10 protein-coding genes and 1 tRNA gene are annotated in these 19,551 nt (G+C 70.8%); 3 read left to right on the top strand and 8 right to left on the bottom strand.

Translation table 11 applies throughout. From position 1 onward, the window contains the following. Window positions 1-91: 91 nt before the first annotated feature. From CK240_RS04265 to CK240_RS04255, 3 genes are all read left to right on the top strand, one after another. Window positions 92-5,593 carry an alpha-2-macroglobulin family protein gene (locus CK240_RS04265; protein ID WP_095639078.1) on the top strand — a complete coding sequence of 1,834 codons (5,502 nt, stop codon included), beginning with the start codon at window positions 92-94 and terminating at the stop codon, window positions 5,591-5,593. Beyond that, window positions 5,568-7,682, top strand: a complete 2,115-nt coding sequence (pbpC, locus tag CK240_RS04260; RefSeq protein ID WP_420818602.1) for a penicillin-binding protein 1C — start codon at window positions 5,568-5,570, stop codon at window positions 7,680-7,682. The genes CK240_RS04265 and pbpC overlap by 26 nt, the downstream gene beginning before the upstream one ends. Window positions 7,683-7,834: 152 nt before the next feature. Continuing rightward, complete coding sequence (locus tag CK240_RS04255) at window positions 7,835-9,820, top strand: PhoX family protein (RefSeq protein ID WP_095639077.1); 1,986 nt, start codon at window positions 7,835-7,837, stop codon at window positions 9,818-9,820. Window positions 9,821-10,102: 282 nt separating this feature from the next. On the opposite strand, the gene CK240_RS04250 is transcribed toward CK240_RS04255, so the two are convergent. The 8 genes from CK240_RS04250 to CK240_RS04215 all read right to left on the bottom strand — a co-directional run bounded on the left by CK240_RS04250 (window position 10,103) and on the right by CK240_RS04215 (window position 19,443). Then, window positions 10,103-11,128, bottom strand: coding sequence for a DmpA family aminopeptidase (locus CK240_RS04250; protein WP_095639076.1), 1,026 nt, complete (start codon window positions 11,126-11,128; stop codon window positions 10,103-10,105). Between the two features lie 224 nt (window positions 11,129-11,352). After that, the gene (locus CK240_RS04245; protein WP_095639075.1) at window positions 11,353-12,273 is read right to left on the bottom strand and encodes a S1 family peptidase; all 921 of its coding nucleotides are present in this window, start codon (window positions 12,271-12,273) and stop codon (window positions 11,353-11,355) included. Then, entirely contained in the window at window positions 12,270-14,156 is a 1,887-nt protein-coding gene (locus CK240_RS04240) for a trypsin-like serine protease (protein ID WP_095639074.1), read from the bottom strand. Before CK240_RS04240 ends, CK240_RS04245 begins: the two co-directional genes overlap by 4 nt. Before the next feature lie 474 nt (window positions 14,157-14,630). Then, window positions 14,631-15,983 (bottom strand): peptidoglycan-binding domain-containing protein, encoded by a 1,353-nt coding sequence (locus CK240_RS04235; protein WP_095639073.1) that lies wholly within the window; start codon window positions 15,981-15,983, stop codon window positions 14,631-14,633. Next, window positions 15,983-17,641: a hypothetical protein gene (locus tag CK240_RS04230; protein ID WP_095639072.1), complete on the bottom strand. Its 1,659-nt coding sequence runs from the start codon at window positions 17,639-17,641 to the stop codon at window positions 15,983-15,985. Before CK240_RS04230 ends, CK240_RS04235 begins: the two co-directional genes overlap by 1 nt. A 436-nt stretch (window positions 17,642-18,077) precedes the next feature. Then, window positions 18,078-18,167 (bottom strand) — tRNA-Ser (locus CK240_RS04225). A 38-nt stretch (window positions 18,168-18,205) separates the two neighbouring features. After that, entirely contained in the window at window positions 18,206-18,841 is a 636-nt protein-coding gene (gene phaR / locus CK240_RS04220) for a polyhydroxyalkanoate synthesis repressor PhaR (RefSeq protein WP_240517275.1), read from the bottom strand. A 125-nt stretch (window positions 18,842-18,966) separates the two neighbouring features. Then, complete coding sequence (locus CK240_RS04215) at window positions 18,967-19,443, bottom strand: Phasin (RefSeq protein ID WP_095639070.1); 477 nt, start codon at window positions 19,441-19,443, stop codon at window positions 18,967-18,969. Window positions 19,444-19,551: the final 108 nt, after the last annotated feature.

Genomic DNA, 19,551 nt, shown 5'->3' with positions numbered 1-19,551 from the left:
AGGGAAAGGTTTGCGCGACAGCGCGACTGTCCGCCCGCCCCAAACTGTGGCAGCGTGGACCGGCGGAAACGGCGGCACACGGAGGGCGATCATGGCGCGAGTGAAGGACCGGGGCTGGTTTCGGACTGCGGCGGCGCTGGGGCTTGCGATGATGGCCTGGCCCGCCGGGGCGCAGGTTCCGCCGCAGGATGTGGTGCCCCCTGCCCGCGTCGTGCTGCGACCCGACACCGACCTGCCGGGCAACGACCTGTCCATGATCCGCCAGATCGGGCAGGACGCCTGCGTGCAGGCCTGCCTTGCCAATGACAGCTGCGCGGCGCTGACCTGGAACGCCCGTTCCCGCGCCTGTTTCCTCAAGTCGCAGCCGGGCGACGCCCAGCCCTTCGCGGGCGCGCAGTCGGGCGTGGTGGTGCCGGGCGACCCTGCCGTGCTGGACCGGGCGACCGAGCGGCTGGCCCAAGCCGACTGGATCGGCCCCGAGGACCGGCGGCAGCTTGCGGACCAGGCGGCGCGGCTTTCGGCGCTTTATCCCGGTGACGGCAGCGACGCGGCGGGGCTGCGGGCGCAGGCGGCTTCGGCCCCCGATCCCGAGACCCGCATCCGCTGGCTGGGGGCGGCCGCCGCCCTGACGGACGCGGCCGGGGACTGGGCCGCGCTCGCCGCCGCCATGGACGAGGCGGCAGGCCCGCAGGGCGGCCAGCGCGACGACGAATTGCGCCGATCCGCCGCGCTGGCCGCGCTGAACGCCTGGCTGCGCGATCCGGGCGCGGGCACGGGGATGCTGCGGCTCTGGGCGCGGCTGGCCGAGGAGGAAGGGCGCGGCCGCGAGGCCCTGCGCGCGATCCGCACCGCCGCCGGGGCCGAGCCCGGAAACCCGGATCTCGCCGCCGAGCGCGAGGGCTATGAGGAGCGCCACGGCTTCCGCGTGACCGGCAGCCGCGCCGACACGGACGGGCCGGAACCGCGCGTCTGCGCCAGCTTCTCGGAGCCCTTGGCACGCGAGATCGACCTGCGTCCCTTTGTCCAGCTTCCCGACCCCGCGCTGGCGGTCGAGGCCGAGGGCTATGACCTTTGCATCACCGGCGCCCCGCGCGGCGAGGTGCTGCGCTTTGCCCTGCGCGCGGGCCTGCCCTCGGACGAGGGCGAGACGCTGCGCCGCACGGTCGAGCAGTCGCAATATGTCCGCGACCGCGCGCCGCTCGCCCGCTTTGCCGGGCGGGCCTATGTGCTGCCCGCGACGGGCGACCAGGGGCTGACGCTGACCACGGTGAACACGGACAGCGTGGACCTGACGCTTTACCGCATGTCCGACCGCAACATCGTGCAGGCGCTGCGCGAGAACCTGTTCGCCACGCCGCTGGACGACTGGAAGGCGGGCCGCTTCGAGGATGGCCTGGGCACCGAGGTCTGGCAGGGCCAGATGGACGTGGCCGCGCCCGTGGGCGGCGGCGCCCGGCCGGTGAACGAGGAGGTCGCATCCCGCATCGACCTGCGGCAGGCGGGGCTGGTGCTCGATCCCGGCGTCTACGTGCTGAACGCCACCGTGCCGGGGCAGTCCACCGACCGCAGCCCCCGCGCCTCGCAGTGGTTCATGATCTCGGACCTCGGGCTCACGACATGGCAGGGCAGCGACGGGCTGGCCGTGGCCGTGCGCGGCCTGGGGGACGCCGCCGCGCGCGCGGGGGTCGAGGTGCAGCTCGTTTCGCGCGGGAACGCGGTGCTGGGAACGGCGGTCACCGATGCCGAGGGCATCGCCCGCTTCGACGCGGGGCTGGTGCGCGGCAGCGGCGCGGCCGCGCCCGGCATCGTCACCGCCACCCGGCGCGAGGGCGAGCGGATCGCCGACCTCGCCTTCCTGTCGCTGATCGACCCCGAGTTCGACCTGTCTGACCGGGGCGTCGAGGGCGCGCCGCCCGCGCCGCCGATCGACCTCTTCGTGGCGCTGGACCGCGGCGCCTACCGCGCCGGGGAAACCGCCCATGCGACGATCCTTGCCCGCGACGGCCGCGCGCAGGCCCTTGACGGGCTGCCGGTGCAGGCCCGCGTGATCCGCCCCGACGGCGTGGAACACGCCCGGCTGACGCCGCAACCTGCGGGTGCGGGCGGCCACGTGCTGGACTTCCCCATCCCCGCCAGCGCCCCGCGCGGCGCCTGGCGCATCGACCTGCGCGTCGAGGAAGACGGCCCGGCACTTGCCTCGGCCCGCCTGCTGGTCGAGGACTTCCGCCCCGAGCGCATCGACTTCGACCTGACCCTGCCCGAGGGCGCCCTGCCCGCCGGCCAGCCGGTTCAGGCTGCCTTCGACGCCCGCTGGCTGTTCGGCGCGCCTGCGGCCGACCTGCCGGTCGAGGGCGAGTTGCGCCTCTCCCCCGCCCGCAGCCTGCCGGGCTGGGAGGGTTATGTCTTCGGCCGTCATGACGACACCAGCGAGCCCGATGTGGTGGCGATGCCCGCCGGACGCACCGACGCGGCGGGCCATTTCGCCGCCCGCATCGACCTGCCGCCGGGAATCGAGGCGGCGGCGCGCCCGTGGGACGCGACGCTCTCGCTGTCGGTGCGCGAAGGCGCGGGCCGCCCGGTGGAACGGCGCGTGACGCGCGTGCTCGCCCCCGGCCGCACGGCGCTGGGCATCCGTCCCGACTTCGAGGGCGGCAGCGTGGCCGAGGGCAGCGCGGCGGGCTTCCGCGTCGTGGCGCTCGGGTCCGACCTCTCGCCGGTCGCCGCCGATCTGGAATGGACGCTGAACCGCGTCCAGACCGACTACCAGTGGTTCGCCATCGGCGGCGACTGGAGCTGGGAGCCGGTGACCCGCCGCAGCCGCGTGGGCTCGGGCACCCTCTCCACCACCGCTGAAGGGCCTGCGGCGCTGTCGGTGCCGGTGGACTGGGGCAGCTATGAACTGGTGCTGCGGACGCCCGACGGCGCGGAAAGCTCGATCCCCTTCGACGCGGGCTGGGGGGCGGCGGGCGCGGGCAGCGACACGCCCGACCGGCTGCGGGTGACACTGGACAAGCCCGCCTATCGCCCCGGCGAGACTGCGCGTCTGTCCATCGAGGCCGCGGCCGACGGCGTGGCGCTGGTCTCGGTCATGTCGAACCGGCTGATCTCGCTGCAACCGGTCCCGGTCACGGCGGGCCGGAACGAGGTCGCGCTGCCCGTCACCGACGACTGGGACGCGGGCGTCTATGTCGCCGCCAGCGCCATCCGGCCCTTGTCGCAGGACGCGGGCCATGCGCCGATCCGGGCGCTGGGCATCGCCCCCGCCGCCGTCGATCCGGGGCAGCGGGTGCTGGCCGCGACCCTGACCGCCCCGGCGGAGGCCGACCCGCGCGGGGCGGCGCAGGTGACGCTGGCGGTGACCGGCGCGCAGCCGGGCCAGACCGTCCACGCGACGATCTGGGCGGTGGACCAGGGCATCCTGAACCTGACCGGCTACAAGCCGCCCTCGGCGACCGGCCACTACTTCGGCCAGCGCCGGCTGGGCGTCGGGCTGCGCGACCTTTACGGGCGGCTGATCCTGCCCTCGGGCGCCGCCGAAGGGGCGCTGCGCAGCGGGGGGGACGCGGGGTCCATGCAGACGCAGGCGCCGCCGCCGACCGAGAAGCTGATGGCCTGGTTCTCGGGGCCGCTGGAACTGGACGCCGGGGGCCGCGCCACGGTCGAGGTCCCGCTGCCCGACTTCAACGGCGAGGTGCGGGTGATGGCCGTCGCTTGGACCGAGGGCGCGGTGGGCCAGACCGACACGGCGATGCTGGTGCGCGACCCGGTGGTGGTGACGGCGACCGTGCCCGCCTTCCTTGCCCCCGGCGACCGGGCCGAGGCGCAGGTGCGGCTGACCCATGCCGCCGGCCCTGCGGGTCCGGTCGGGCTGGCGGTGCAGAACACCGCCGAGGTCGCCCTGACGGCCGAGCTTGCGCTCGAAGCCGTGCTGGCCGAGGGGCAGAGCGCCGACCTGCCGCTGGTGCTGAGCGCGCCCGATACGCAGGGGCTGTCGCAACTGCGGCTGTCGGCCACGCTGCCGGATGGCCGGACGGTGACCAAGGACCTGTCCCTTCCGGTCGAGCGGCTGGACCCGCCCGTGACGCGCGCCCTGCGCCTGACGCTTGCGCCGGGCCAGCAGATGCCGCTGGACCTGTCCCCGCTGGGCGCCTTCCGTCCCGGCACCGGGAGGGTGATGCTGTCTACCGGCGCCTTCGCCGCGCTGGACGTGCCCGCCGCCATCGCCCAGTTGGGTGCATGGCCCTATGGCTGCAGCGAACAGCTCGCCTCGGCGGCGATGCCGCTGCTTTACGCGGCAAGCCTTGCGCCCGAAGGGGCGCCGTCCCGGCCGGACGACGCGAAGGCGGTCGACGAGGCCATTGCCCAGATCCTGACCCGACAGGCGCCCGAAGGCGGCTTCGGGCTGTGGACGGCGGAAGCGGGCGACCGCTGGCTGGATGCCTATGTCACCGACTTCCTGTCGCGTGCCCGCGCGGCGGGCCATGCCGTGCCGGACACCGCCTTCCGCAACGCACTGTCGGCGCTGCAGAACGGGCTGAACGCGGCCAGCGACCCGCAATTTGCGGATGCGACCGAGAACGCGGCCACGGCCTATGCCGCCTATGTGCTGGCGCGTGAACGCGCGGCGGTGGTCAGCGACCTGCGCTATTACGCCGACACGGGCGCCGGGCATTTCGCGACGCCCCTTGCCGCCGCCCAACTGGGCGCGGCGCTGGCGGCGCTTGGCGACCAGACGCGCGCCGACGCCATGTTCCGCCGCGCGCAGGCGCTGTCGGACGAAGGGCGCGAGCCGACGCAGGGCTTCCGCCCGGACTATGGCACGCTGCTGCGCGACCGCGCCGGAATGCTGGCGCTGGCCGCCGAGGCCGGCAGCCAGGCCGTCGACCGCGAGGGCGCCGTGGCCGCCATCTCGGCGGGAATCGAGGCGGCCCAGGGTCGGCTTTCCACGCAGGAGGCCGCCTGGATCGTGCTGGCCGCGCAGGCGCTGAGCGGGACGGGCGAAGGGCTGGCGCTGAACGGCGCGCTCCTCGCCTCACCCTCGGCTGACCTGGGCGACGCGGGCGCGGTTCCGGCGACGACGCTGGCCAACACCGGCAACGCGCCGCTGGCGGTCACGGTCAGCGCCACGGCCGTCCCGGTCCAGGCCGAGCCTGCGGGCGGCACGGCCTTCTCGATCAGCCGCAGCTACTACACGCCCGAGGGCCAGCCGGCGGACCCGGCGCAGGTGGCGCGCGGCACAAGGCTTGTGGCGGTGGTCGAGGTCCGGCCCTTCGACGCCAGCGGGGGAAGGCTGATCGTCACCGACCCGCTGCCCGCAGGCTTCGAGATCGACAACCCGAACCTGCTGACGCAGGGCGACCTGGATGGTCTCGACTGGTTGGAGGTGACCGAGTGGGCCGACATGACCGAGTTCCGGCAGGACCGCTTCGCCGCCGCCCTGACCACCCAGGACGACGAGCCGATCCGGCTGGCCTATCGTCTGCGGGCGGTGACGGCGGGGGACTTCGCCCATCCGGCGGCGACCGTGGCCGACATGTACCGCCCGGAACGCCGGGGCTGGACCGACAGTGGCCGCACCCTCGTCACGCCCTGAGGCCGAGCGCCGCCTCGGCCGCCGCCTGATCGCGCTGGCCGTCGCGCTGGGACTGGCAGCCCACGGCGGGGACCGGGCGCGCACCGCCTGGGACCGCTGGATCGACGCGACCGAGTTGCCGCCGCTGTCCGTGCCGGTCGGGACCGAGGTTCTCGCCCGCGACGGCACGCTGCTGCGGGCCTTTCCGGTGGGCGACGGGCTGTGGCGGCTTTCGCCCCCGCAGGAAGGGGTGGACCCGCGCTTCCTGTCGATGCTCGTCGGGTGGGAGGACCGGCGCTTCCGCACCCATGACGGCGTGGACCGCCGCGCCATCCTGCGCGCCGCGTGGCAGGCGGTCACGCACGGCCGCATCGTGTCCGGCGCCTCGACCCTGTCGATGCAGACGGCGCGGCTGCTGGAGCGTGGGGCGACGGGGGACTGGCGCGCCAAGCTGCGGCAGGCGCGGGTCGCGCTGGCGCTGGAACGGCGCTTGGGAAAGGACCGCATCCTCGACCTGTATCTTCGGCTCGCGCCCTATGGCGGCAACACCGAGGGGGTGCGCGCGGCGAGCCTGATGTGGTTCGGCAAGGAACCGCGCCGCCTGACCCCCGCCGAATCCGCCCTGCTGGTGGCCCTGCCGCAGTCGCCCGAGACTCGCCGCCCCGATCTGCCACAGGCGCGGGCCGCGGCAAGGGCCGCGCGGGACCGCGTGATCGACCGGGCGCTGACCCTGGGGATCATCGACGCCGAGGCCGCCGGAACCGCCCGCGCCACGCTCCTGCCCGATCGCCGCCGCCCCTTCCCCGCCCATGCCGCGCTGCTGGCCGACCGGCTGCGCCGCGAAAACCCGGGCGCGCCGCGGATTGAGACGACCATCGACGCCCGTCTGCAGGCCGCCGCCGAGCGGCTGGCCGCCCGGGCGGTCGCGGGCCAGGCCGAGCAGGTGTCGGCCGCGATCCTGCTGGCCGATCACCGCAGCGGGGACATCCTGGCGCAGGTCGGCACGGCGCAATTTGCCGACAGCGCGTCGGGCGGCTTCGTGGACATGACGCGGGCGCTGCGCTCGCCGGGATCGACGCTGAAGCCCTTCGTCTATGCGCTGGGCTTCGACGAGGGGCTGATCCACCCCGAGACGCTGATCGAGGACCGCCCCGCCGCCTTCGGCCGCTGGCAGCCGCAGAACTTCGACAACCGGTTCCGGGGCACGGTGACGATCCGGCAGGCGCTGGTGGAATCGCTGAACCTGCCGGTGGTGCGGGTGGCCGAGGCGCTGGGGCCTGCGCGCCTCATGGCGGCCTTCCGCCGCGCGGGGATGGATCTGTCGCTGCAAGGCGATGCGCCGGGGCTGGCCGTGGTGCTGGGGGGCGCGGGCGTGAGCCTTGCCGATCTGGTCGAGGGCTATGCGACGCTTGCCCGCGGGGGCAGGCCTGTGCGGCTGCACGACCGGCCCTGCACGGCCGAGCCGCCGGGCGCGCCCGCCTTCGGCCCGGTCGCGGCCTGGCAGGTGGCCAACGTGCTTTCGGGCATCCTGCCGCCGCAGGGACGCGCGGCGGGGCGCGTGGCCTACAAGACCGGCACAAGCTACGGCCACCGCGACGCGCTGGCGGTCGGCTTCGACGGACGCTTCGTCGCGGGCGTCTGGATGGGCCGCCCGGACGGAACGCCCGTGCCGGGCGCCTTTGGCGGCGACTATGCCGCACCGGTCCTGTTCGACCTGTTCGACGCGCTGGGTCCCCGCACCGTCCCCCTGCCACCCCCGCCCGAGGCCGCGCTGACGGTCCCGAACGCCGTCCTGCCCCGCCCCCTGCGCCGCTTCGCCCCGGCAGGGGAACTGCCGCCCCCCGGTCCGGCCCCGCGCGCGCCCGAGCCGCTGACGATCCAGTTTCCCCCCGATGGCGCCGAGGTCGAACTGACCTCCCCCGCGCTGGTCGTGCGGGCGAAGGGCGGCACCCCGCCCTACAACTGGCTGCTGAACGGCGCGCCCGTGGCGATCCGGCAGGCCGAACCGGTGGCGGAACTGCCCGCGTCCCGCGGTTTTTCCGCGCTGACGGTTGTCGATGCAAAGGGCCGCTCGGCGCGCGTGGAGTTCAGGGCCGTGGGCGGCGGCTAGCCGGACCGGACGCCTCATCGCGCGAAAGGCGGAAACCTCGGACGCACCCGGTCTGTCACGTGACCTTCACGATCTCCTCCTAAGCCCACGGCAGGCGGAGAACCGCACAAGGCCACGGAGCGCGCCGACCGGCGCTCACGCAGGAGACAGCGATGACGGACCAGACCCAGACCCCCTTCCGCTCGACGCGGCTTGAGCAAGCCGACGGGCCGGGCACCAACCCGACCGCGAACCGCACGATGGGAGAGATCATCGCGGCCCGCTTTTCCCGGCGCGGCTTCCTGAAGGGCTCGATGGCGACGGCGGCCATTGCCGCAACCGTCAGCCCCCTGGCCATGATGGCCGCGTCCGAAGCCAGGGCGCAGGGCGGATCGGCCTTCAGCTTCCCCGAGGTCGAGGCGGGCGTGGACGCCGATCACCACGTGGCCGAGGGTTATGACGCCGACGTCCTGCTGCGCTGGGGCGACAGGCTGTTCGCGGATTCGCCCGAGTTCGACCCCACGGCCCAGACAGCCGAGGCCCAGCGCCGCCAGTTCGGCTACAACAACGACTTCGTGGGCTTCGTGCCGCTGGAGGGCGCGACCGACCGCGGCCTGCTGTGCGTCAACCACGAATACACCAACGAACACCTGATGTTCCCCGGCATCGTCACGGTCAAGGACGGCGAGGTCACCGTCAAGGACGCCGACGGCCCGCGCGTGGACATCGAGATGGCGGCCCATGGCGGCACCGTGGTCGAGATCCGCAGGAACGCCGCCGGGAAGTGGGAAGTCGTGCTGGACGGCCCCATGAACCGCCGCATCACCGCCGACACCCCCATGGAGATCCGCGGCCCCGCCGCAGGCCATGCCCGGATGCAGACGCCCGACGACCCGACGGGCACGAGGGTGCTGGGCACCATCAACAACTGCGCGGGGGGCATCACGCCCTGGGGCACCTACATCATGGCCGAGGAGAATATCTACGGCTACTTCATGGGCGAGCTTCCGGCGGGTCACAAGGAAGCCGCCAACTACGAGCGCCTGGGAATCCCCGGATCCACCTATGCCTGGGGCCGGTTCCACGACCGCTTCGACGTCTCGAAGCAGCCGAACGAGCCCAACCGCTTCGGCTGGATCGTCGAGGTGGATGTCATGGACCCGAACTCGGTCCCGAAGAAGCGCACGGCACTGGGCCGCTTCAAGCACGAGGGCGCGGAAAGCGTCGTGGCGAAGGACGGCCGCGTCGTCTTCTACCTCGGCGACGACGAGCGTTTCGATTATGTCTACAAGTTCGTGACGGCGGGCCGGTTCAATCCTGACGACCGCGCCGCCAACATGGACCTGCTGGACGAGGGCACGCTGTATGTCGCGCGCTTCGACGAGGACGGCTCGATGGAGTGGCTGCCGCTGATCCACGGCCAGGGCCCGCTGACCGCCGCGAACGGCTTTGACTCGCAGGCCGACGTGCTGATCGAAACGCGCCGCGCCGCCGACCTGCTGGAAGCGACGCCCATGGACCGCCCCGAGGACATCCAGCCGAACCCCGCCGCGGGCCGCGCCTATGTGATGCTGACCAACAACACCAAGCGCGAAGAAGCGGACGCCGCCAATCCCCGTGCCAAGAACGCCTTCGGCCATATCATCGAGATCATCGAGGATGGTCAGGACTTCACCGCCACCACCGGCCGGTGGGAGATCCTGCTTCAGTGCGGCGACCCCTCGGTGGCCGAGGTGGGCGCGACCTTCTCGACCGAAACGACCGCTAACGGCTGGTTCGGCATGCCCGACAACGCCGCCGTGGATGCCGAGGGGCGGCTGTGGGTCTCGACCGACGGCAACTCGCCCTCGGACACGGGGCGCACCGACGGGCTGTGGGCCGTGGACACCGAAGGCGAGGCGCGCGGCACCTCGCGCCTGTTCTACCGTGTCCCGGTGGGGGCCGAGCTTTGCGGCCCCTGCCCGACCGCGGACATGACGACCTTCTTCGTCGCGGTCCAGCATCCGGGCGACGGCGGCGAGGACTGGGACGGCCATGGCCGGCCGTCCTTCTACGAGGACCTTTCGACCCGCTGGCCCGACTTCGACGAGGCGATGCCGGTCCGCCCGGCGGTTGTCGCGATCACCCGTCAGGGCGGCGGCCGCATCGGCAGCGCCTGACGACCATGGGGCCGGCTGCTGCCGTCCCTATCCTGTCGGCAGCAGCGCCCGGCCCCTTGACCGGGCCGGGCAGACCTGAGCGCAGCCACAAGCGCCGTCTTGGTCGTGAAGAAGCGGACCGGCGGCAGCGTCTGCGTTCGGACGTCGGGGATGCGCAGGTCCGCCTGAGGGAAGGATCGGGGTTGCGGGGTGCCCCTCCTGCCCGGCATCCCCGGTCCGGCGGAGGTGCCGGGCGTCCGGGATGAAGCCGCCGAGTTCTGCGGACGAAGCTTTGCCTGCTGCCTACCGAGACCTTCGCAGCCAGTCTGAAAGCAGCGGACGCGTTGCTGCGTCCGGCCCGGTCACGGCGATCGCAGCACATGTCGCGTTCAGGATGGCCTCCTCGGTCGCCTCGCAGGCTGCCCGGAAGGCGTCGTCGATGCGATTGTCGGACATGCGTTCGATCAGGGAAACCTCGCTTGTCGGCCGATGCGCGATGCGGTTGCGCGTCGTGAAGCCCAGGACGATGTCGCCGCTGCCGTGACCGTAGAACGCCCCCGTGCGCGCGATCCCGGCCCCTGCCCGGCGGCAGATGCGCGTCAGTTGCCGCTGATCCACCGGAAGGTCGGTGGCCAGGACCACGATGATCGAGCCCTTCTCGGCCTCGGGTGGCAGGCGCGGGTCGGGCCTGCGCCCGTCGGGCAGCACCAGGTCCCCGGCCCGGCCGAAGTTGGCCAGAACCAGCGCGCCCAGGACATGGTCCCTGTCCTGCAACACGATCCTGCGAGAGGCGGTGCCGATCCCGCCCTTGAAGCCGAAGGCGACCATGCCGGTCCCTGCGCCGACCGATCCTTCGGCGACCTCCTCGCCTGCCGCCTCGATAGCCCGCAAGGCGTCGGCTTCCGTGACCGCCATCGCCTGGATGTCCGAAAGGACGCCGTCGTTGCATTCGCAGACAACCGGATTGACCGTCGAGGTCGTGCGCCCGATCTCCGGGTTCTGGCTGAGGGAATGTCGGATCAGGGCGTTGCTGCAGGTGCCGACGGCGAAGGTGTTCGTCAGCAGGATGGGCGTTTCAAGGCTGCCCAGTTCAGCCACCTGGACCAGGCCCGCGCTTTTGCCGAAGCCGTTGATGACATCGACGGCGGCAGTCAGCTTGTCCTGAAAGAGGTTCCCCGGTTGCGGGATGATGGCGGTGACGCCCGTGTTCACGGCCCCCGCCCGGATGGTCGCATGACCTACACGCAGGCCCGGCACATCGGTGATGGCATTGCGCCGGCCCGTGGGCATGATCCCCGGGATGATCCCGAAGTCGCGTATCCTGGTCATGAGATCTCCGGTCGGTATCAGGCTTTCCAGCGGGGTTCCGGCCCAGGCTCTTCCGAGCCGGTTTCACCCTGCGGCAAAGCCATCCCCATCCCCGCCTTCTGAAGGTATTTGGCCCGCCAGCGGAAGGCCAGTGAAGCCGCACCCCTTTGCGCGCGCCATCCGAACCCGCACTTGCTGCTTTCGTCGACACGCCCCGACGCGACGGGTGGGGGGCGATCAGCCGGTCAGAAGCGGACGCATTCGGCGACGGCGCCATGGTCGCCGGGGCTTGACGCGTTCTTGCCCTGCAGCACGTATTCCCCGTCCTGCAGTGCGATCTCGACCGCGTCGGCGATGTCGTCGAACTCGCCCCAGACACGGACCAGGTAGCAGAAGCCCTCGCCCGCCTTCATCCCCAGCGGCAGCGGGTCGTCACCCGCAACCCACGGGGCGGCCGAGTCGACCACCGTGGGCACAATGCGCTGTCTCGCGCCGCAGAGCGCGGGATCTGAGGCCAGACCGAACTGGCCGAACTCGGGCGCGAGGCGGCTGGCCGCAAGGACGGCATAGGCGTTGGGATATCCCGTCGCGGGGTCGGGCGAGACGCCCGAGACGATGCCGACAAGGGTGCCGTTCTCGGTGAACGTCACGCGCCCGCCGCTCATCCCGCTGGTGGTCGCGGCGTCGCTTTCCAGCAGGCCCTTTCCGTCAGGTTCGATCGTGGCCAGGATCCCCTTGCGCTCGGACGGCTGGCCGGTGGCGCTGAGAAGGGGAAAGCCCGAGGCGATCACCTCGGCGCGCTTGTGGCGCGGCTCGACCTGGCAGAACTGCACATGCGGCGCATCGACGAGCCCGGGATATTTCAGCAGCGCCGCGTCATAGGCGGTACTGACCGTCTGGAACGACATCCCGCTTTTCCCCGCAAGCGCATGGCCTAGGCTGCCCGAGCAACTGGTGTCGTCCCTCCTGGTCGGCGATGTCCCCAGCACGACGTGCTTTGCCGTAAGGACCATGCCGTTCTGCGAGATGACGACGCCGGTTCCCTTGCGCGGGGTGCCCCCGGGTTCGGAACATTCGATATGGACGATGGTGGGGTCCAACTCGTCCCCCGCTGCGGCCGAGGGCAACAGCAGGGCCAAGGCTGCGGCGACCGACAGCGGCCTCATGGCGACGCCTCCTCAAGCCAGCCCGCGATGGTCGCGAGGCGCTGGGGGGTGATGCGCGTGCAGGCATTGAACCGGGACCAGTTGCCCGATCCATGCAGCCCGTTGGTATGCACGCAGGTGATGCGGGGATCCTGGCCGGTGACGACGGGCGAGCCGCTTGTCCCGCCGAAGGTGTCGTTCTCGTAGAAGGCCTTCTGCGACTCGATCACGCGGAACCTGTCGAGGCTGACCCATTGCCGCCCCCCCGGTTCCTTGTCGGCGGCATAGCCCTGCACCGTCGAGGGCTGGCCGGAGGCCGTGTCCGGCAGCGGCGCCACCCCGAACCACCCGGTCCGCAGGCCGATGTCGCAGTCCAGCCGGATCGCGCCCAGATCGTAAAGCCGCGAGTCGGCCACGAAAAGGGCCGAGGTCCATCCCCGCAGCGCGTAAAGCCGCGTGGCCTTGCAGTCGCCGAAGGGCTTGGAGCCGGTGTTGCGGCCGGGGAAGATCTCGAAATCGGCATACCAGCTCCCCATCGTGGTGCCGCCATGGACGCAGTGACCGGCCGTCAGCACCATGTCGGGCGCGATCATGGCGCCGGTGCAGAGGTTCTGGCCCAACCCTTCGCGCTTGCGGAACAGGATCTGGACGATGGCGCGGGACGGGAAGGCGGTCGTATCCAGCACGGCCGCGCGGTCGTCGTTCCCGATCACGGTGAAGGGAATGAAGTTGCCCCCCTCGCGCCGCCCCTCGGCCTCCTCGTAGGCGGAATAGGTTCCGCCGGCCGCGGCGAAGGCCGTCGCCTCGTCGACGTCAAGGGCCACGGCCTCGGCCTCGCCGCTGCCGGTGTTCGGGTCAAGCGCCGCGGGGACCGCCGCAGCCCCCGCCAGATCATGCCTCACCCCCTGGTCGGCATCGCCGTCGAAGGGCGCGGCCGCCGCCATCTCGGTGTCCTCGGCGTTGCGCCATTCGGCCGGATCGGTGATGGCGTAGAAGGTGTCGTCGTCCAGCACACCCGTGGGTTCAAGGCCCCGGCTTTCCTGATACTCCCGCAGCGCCTGCGCGGCCGCCTCCTCGCCCCCGGATTCAAGCGCGCCGGATTCGGCGAAGCCTTCCTCGACAAGGATGCGGTCCAGCGCCATCCGGGCGTCCAGTTCGTCCTCGATCTGGGCGGTCTCGATCGCCGCTGCCTCGTTGGGGAAGGGATCGCGGTCGCGGTAGATGCCGGACCAGATGCGGTTGTGCCACAGGATCGCCTGATCCAGCCCCTCCATCCTGGGACCGTTCACCAGCCGCCTGATGCCCCGCCGGTCGTTGAGATCGGCCGGCACGTTGATCCTGCGCGCCGCCCAGTAGGCGGCGGCGGCTTCCAGGCCGGGCCCCGGCTGGCGCGCCAGGTCGGGCTGCCCTTCCAGCGGCAGGCCGATCTCTTCGCCGCGCAGGCGATAGTTGGTCCGGCCGGTCAGCTGGATGTAGCCCGACCCGCGATAGGCCCAGCCGTCGCCGGTTTCGGGACCGCCGTTGCCCAGCCGGTTGCGATATATCCAGTTGGCGATGGCCTCGGGCTGGCCCGCCAGCGCGGCGGCCTTCGCCGGCGTCACCACGCGGCGGCTGAAGACCTGGGTCAGGCGCGTGGCGGAATAGTTCATGTTCTCGTCCAGCCGCCGCAATCCGCCGGTTTCGGTCATGATCTGGGCAAGGAAATGCGACACCCGCAGGCGCGTGTCGATGTCACGCGCCGCCAGCATCGCCTGGTTGTCGACAAGAGCCTGGACCAGCGGCGCCGAGGCGCGGGGCGAGACCCTGAGGATCTCGTCCTCGGCAAAGAAATCCTGCGCTGCCGCCCCGCTTCGGCAAAGGGCGCTCAGGGCGAGGACAGCGACGAATGCGACGGTGCGGAACATCTGAAACCCCCCATCGGGAAAAACCATGTGACGGCACCGCCCGGCCCCCGGGCCACAGCGGTAGCGCGGCGAGGGACGGCGCAGCGGAATGACCTGCGGCAAGAGTCCTTGCGGCAGGCCGCGGGAGCGGGATGGAGAAAGCCGCGGGACAGGCGCACGGCCGAAAGGGCAAAGCCCCGGATGACACGTGAAGGCAACTCGGCACGATATCACCTGCATCGAACATCGGGCGGACCGTATGGCGGTCGCTCAGCAGGGGTCTGGGCGAAGTCGGTTCAGTAGCAATTGCAACCGGTCGGGCGACCGTTCATGTCGGAAGTGGGAGAGCAGCATTGCTGCCCTGACGGCAGAATGCAGCAGACATTTCCATTTGGCTGGAGAATGGGGCAACCGGTCGTGGTCACGGTCGGAAGTCCAAGGAAAACGGTGATCAGGAATGTGATCATGTGAGCCTCCAACCCAGTAGATCATTCCCTATTCAGGGGGCGTCAGAAATACCCCCTCGATGATTGATTTTAGGTCAATTCCGCCCGATTCGATACTGATATCTTCCACCCCCGCCCGGCTGATGGCCGACGCGGTGCGCGGCCCCAGGATGCCATCCGCGGGCCCCACGTCGAAGCCTGCGCCGTTCAGTTCGGACTGGATCAGGCGCAGGGTGTCCCCGCCGAACGGAAGGCTCGCGCTGCCCTCTTCCAAGGCCCCCGGAGAGTGGATCAGGTGGATGCGGTCGAGGTTGTCCGCACCGCGCATGACCAGGGCGGCGAGGGTGCCGTCGGGACTGATCTCGATCTGCCGCAGGCCGGTGCCGGTGCGCAGGATGCCCGTGGGAACGAGGCTGCCGCCCTTCCGCTGGAACCGCAGGATGTTCTCCTGCGCCGGGCCGCCCACGAAGATGACCGACCCGTCGCGGCTTGCGGCGAGAAACGCGAAGGCTCCGGGTGCGCCGCCCTCCAGATCGACCCAGTCGGTGCGCGAAAGCTGCTGCGCCTCGCTGTCCAGTCCCAGGGCGTGAAGGGTGCCGGTGTTCGGCTCGAGCGCGAGCACGGCATCCACGCCACCGGAAGGATCCCGCAGCACGGCATGAACGACGCTGTTCAGCGTGGGCGGCTCTTTCTTATAGCCGAAGACATTCGCCACCCGGAAACATTCCCCGGGGGGTGCCTTGACCGCCCCGGGCTGCACGAGGCCAGCTTCCAGCATGGCCCCGTCCGCCGTGGAAGCGACATAGCCCAGCCGGTCGGCCGGGCCGAACAGGCTGAACTGCGCCGGGACACCGCATCTCAGCCTGAGTTCGAGCGGCGTCTCGCCCTGATCGAACTGCTCGGGATAGGCGGTGACGGTGAACTGCGTCGGGGTGGTCACGAAGATGCGGCTGCCGCCATCATGCGCGGCCTGGTTGTAGCGCGAGAAATCCACGCGGACATTGTCGGGAAAGCTGACAAAGACGGCGGGCCCATTCTCGGGCCGGGCGGGATCGACGGTGATGACCATGCCGCTGCGCGAGGCGCCGCTGGCATAGCCGCCGGGCGGCGCGCTGCGCTGACCTGCCCCGTAGACAAGGCCGTCGGGGCTCAGCTCGATGTCGCTCAGGATGGTCTCGGTCCGCCACAGCGCCGCCCGCCGGAGTGGCAGCATGTGCCATTCCACGATGCTCGATCCCCCGTCGGGCGCCCCGTCGGCGGGCGCCACGGCTGCGAACAGCCGGCCCGCGGGCACGTCCAGCGCGATGCTCTGGACCGGGGGGACGTTGTAGATGATGTCGAAGCCGGGCGTGTCGCCCGAGGACACGGGCACCTCTGCCCGTGCCGCCGTCGCCAAAGCCATCACGGCGCAGAGGAAAGCACGCATTCATCACTCGCGTTGGCTGGATCGAGTTCCAGGCCCGAGACGTCATCGAAGCCGGTGTTGGAAAGATCGGAAGGGGACACGGGGGGCCGCCTCTCGGCCAGGAAGTCGATCACCTCCTGATCGCTGTCGAAGGCCCGGCACTCGACCGGCAGCGCCGTCGCGACGCTGTCGCCGATGTCCGGAAGGCGGATCAGCGCGCGCTGGACCACCGTGCCCCCCTGCAGGTCCGCGCCACCTCCCTGCCCCTGCGCGTCAGCGCCGGGCTTGACCAGCGCGATGAAGATGATCCGGTTCCATTCGTAATCGGGATCGATCCAGTTCCTGCCTTCCGTATATTGCCGGAAATCGTACTCGAAGTCGCTGAGATACAGTTCGGCGCGGTATTCGCCCCATTCCGACGGGCTGTCGCGATCCGGCACGTTGACGATGACCTCCTTGCAGCGCACCAGCCGGCCGGGGTCGGTCCTGACGGCCGCGGCGTAGAAATTGGGCGTGCGGAAATACTGGTCGGACTCGCGGTTGCCCTGGTAGGGCGCGACGACGCGGGTGCAAAGCCGCAGCGTGGGACTGAACGCGCGCCCGGGAAGCTGCATCCGATAGGTGAAGGTCAGCGTCAGCGACCTGTCGGCGATCTTGGCCTTGGTCGTCCAGGTCGGACGCTGCAGGATGGTCGAGATGCTGGTGACGGTCCTGACCAGAGGTTGCGCGGGCTTCAGCTTCTCGCTGAGGGTTTCAAGGATCGGGCCGATGTCCTGCTGGTTCGCCCGCGCCGCGGCCAAGGTCGGAAGAACGTCCGCGACATCGGCCAGGCCGCTTATCACGACGTTCACGGCCCGGCCGGTGTCCTCGATCTGCACGGACTGGGCCTCAAGCCGCTCCTCGACGATCCTGACCCTTTCCAGAAGCTCGTCGGTCGTCTCCAGCAGGTTGGCCAGATCGCGCGTGTTCACCCTGGGGTCGCAGGCGATGGGCGTGTCGCGCGGCAGCAGTTGCGTGATCGCCGCGATGGGCGTGATGGCGACCTGCTGCCCGTCGGCGGTTGCATCCGTCAGCAGGCCCACGACACGACCCTCGCCGTCCAGAGCCGGCGCACCGAGCGCGCGCGCGGCGTCCCAGGTCACCTGCTGCATCAGCCGGAAATGCGTCACCACCCCGCCGCTCAGGACTGGCGCGACCGCGATGTCCGTCCCTGCCAGCAGGCGAAGCTGCGCAGAACCGGTGCCGCAGGCGCTCAGTCGCAGAGGGTTCAGGGCCGGTTGCTGTTCATTCCGCAGCAAGGCGACGGCGGGGGCGGGTCCGGACGACGGAACCGCAGTCGCGGTGAAGCTCTGCGCGCCCCCCGCCCGCTCGGCAAGCGCGATGGAGCGGTCGGGGACGCTGCCCTGGGCGAACTGCACCAGGGGCCTGAACTGGGCCGGGTTGCCGATTGCGGACGCCGAGGTCAGAAGCGTGTCGGAGCCGACCGGAAAGGCGATGCCCTCGAACCTCAGGTCCGCCCTGCCCGCCACCGCTGCGGGACCGCTGGTCGTGACCGAGAAAAGCTGCGGCGGCGCCTGCCCGCCGATCTGCGCAGGCGCCGGTCCCGTGGATGCGAAAATGACCAGGGCAACGTTCAGTGGGCAGATCAGCCGCATCGCCCTTACCGCCTGATTGGTCTGGCGCCGCCAAAGGGAAGCATAATCCTGTGTCCCGAAACGTATCATTCCGCAGCCATTCTGTCGATACGCCACGCTCAGACATATACGGCTTGCCCAAGCGGAAATGGCCGCCCGGGATGTGCGAGCCGGCGCTGCCTTCTTCTTGCAGCCTCTCCGGATGACGGCGATGCTGCGCCTGCGCGGGCGGTTGTTCCGGCCTTGGCTGAGGGCGTCAGCTCTGCGCCTCTTGAGGTCGGCGCAACCCTCGGTCAGCGGATGGGATTCGCATCCGCCTGACAGCCTGCTCCCGCAGGCTCACCTCGGGCCGTCAGACACGCATTGCACGTGGCGGGACCCGAGCGCCTTCGGGTCAGCGGGCGAAACAGCGGTCTGGCGCGAACCGCACCAGGCATTCGATCGGGGCGAAGATGCATGGCGGACGGTGAGGGATTCGAACCCTCGAGACGGTTCCCCGCCTACACACTTTCCAGGCGTGCGCCTTCGACCACTCGGCCAACCGTCCGTGGCGGGGGTTTAGCCCGCCACGACGCGCCCTGCAAGTCAGAGCTTGGAAATGCGCGCCTGCAATTCGGCCAGCTGGCGGCGGATGTCCTCGGCCTCATCGGCCGCGGGCCGCACGGGGCGGGACTTCGCGCGCAAGGGGGTGGGCTCGGGCGGCGGGGCGTTCTCGTCCTCGTCGCGCGCAGGGCCGCTGCTGCCGGCCCAGCCGCCCATCATCGCCTTCAGGAACAGCTGCTGCTGGCGCTGCATTTCCGAGAACCCGGGCATCGAGGCCATGGGGTGCTGCAGCGCGGTCAGCTGCTCCATCATCTTGGACTGGCCGTGGCGCAGCATCTCGAAGCTGGCGGCCAGGAACTGCGGCACCACGGACTGCGCCTGCGCGGTGTAGCTGCGCACCAGGTCGGTCAGGAGGTCCACCGGCAGGACGCTTTCGCCCCGGCTTTCATGCTCGGCGATGATCTGCAGAAGGTACTGGCGCGTCAGGTCGTCGCCCGACCGCAGGTCCACGATCCGCACCTCGCGGCCATCGCGGATCACCTGCGCGATCTCTTCCAGGGTGACGTAGTCGCTGGTCTCGGTGTTGTAGAGCCGCCGGCTGGCATAGCGCTTGATCAGCAGCGGTTCAGGCTTCGACTTGGCGGCTTCGGCGGGCATGGCGGCTTCGCTTTGATGCATCTGCAGCAATGATGGGATGGGGCCGCCGCGATTGCAAAACAAAAACGCGCGCCCGTCGCGGGGCGCGCGTTCCGCATCGTGGTCAGGGACAAGGGGCCGGGACGGACCTGGCCCCCCGGCCTGGATCAGGCCTTGTCCTTGTCCTTGTTGCCCGGGTTCACGGCGTCCTGCGCCTGGCGGGCGACGTTCTGGATGTTGGTGGTCGCGGTCTGGGCCATGCGCTGCGCATCGGCCTGGGCTTCCTTGCCGGCGTTCAGCAGCAGGTCGACGGTGTCCATCTGGACCTTCTTGGCGACCTCGGCATAGGCGGCCATGTGCTCGGCGGCCAGTTCGGCCGCGGCCGACGCGAAGTCCGACATTGCCTTGGCGTAGTCCGTCGGCTGGTCCTTCGAGGTGGTCAGCTCGCCCATGCGGGCCAGCGTGTCCTTGGCCCAGGCGGCCGAGATCTCGGTCGAACGCTCGGCGGCCTGCAGGGCCACGCGGGTCATCTTCTCGCTCAGCTGTGCCTGGCTGCGGAAGGCGTCGGTCATCGACGAGGTGTCGACGGGGAAGTTCGCCATCATGTCCTGGAACGGCTTGGTGAAGTCGGGGGTCTTGGCCATCGGAGCTCTCCTAGGGAACGGTCAGATAGAGGGTGGAAGTGGCAGTAGAGTAGATGCTGCACTGCAGCATATCAAGGGCCTTATGCTGCATTGCAGCATGGACGCGCG

It is taken from the genome of Paracoccus salipaludis, assembly GCF_002287065.1.
GTDB classification, from domain to species: domain Bacteria; phylum Pseudomonadota; class Alphaproteobacteria; order Rhodobacterales; family Rhodobacteraceae; genus Paracoccus; species Paracoccus salipaludis.
The sequence above is the reverse complement of the archived record's forward strand: the minus strand, read 5'-3'. Positions and strand labels throughout refer to the sequence as shown.

Excerpts from the sequence above, each read along its gene's own strand:
- CK240_RS04265 (WP_095639078.1), top strand. The coding sequence starts at position 92 with ATGGCGCGAGTGAAGGACCGGGGCTGGTTTCGGACTGCGGCGGCGCTG.
- CK240_RS04255 (WP_095639077.1), top strand. The coding sequence starts at position 7,835 with ATGACGGACCAGACCCAGACCCCCTTCCGCTCGACGCGGCTTGAGCAA.
- CK240_RS04250 (WP_095639076.1), bottom strand. The coding sequence starts at position 11,128 with ATGACCAGGATACGCGACTTCGGGATCATCCCGGGGATCATGCCCACG.
- CK240_RS04245 (WP_095639075.1), bottom strand. The coding sequence starts at position 12,273 with ATGAGGCCGCTGTCGGTCGCCGCAGCCTTGGCCCTGCTGTTGCCCTCG.
- CK240_RS04240 (WP_095639074.1), bottom strand. The coding sequence starts at position 14,156 with ATGTTCCGCACCGTCGCATTCGTCGCTGTCCTCGCCCTGAGCGCCCTT.
- CK240_RS04235 (WP_095639073.1), bottom strand. The coding sequence starts at position 15,983 with ATGGCTTTGGCGACGGCGGCACGGGCAGAGGTGCCCGTGTCCTCGGGC.
- CK240_RS04230 (WP_095639072.1), bottom strand. The coding sequence starts at position 17,641 with ATGCGGCTGATCTGCCCACTGAACGTTGCCCTGGTCATTTTCGCATCC.
- phaR (WP_240517275.1), bottom strand. The coding sequence starts at position 18,841 with ATGCATCAAAGCGAAGCCGCCATGCCCGCCGAAGCCGCCAAGTCGAAG.
- CK240_RS04215 (WP_095639070.1), bottom strand. The coding sequence starts at position 19,443 with ATGGCCAAGACCCCCGACTTCACCAAGCCGTTCCAGGACATGATGGCG.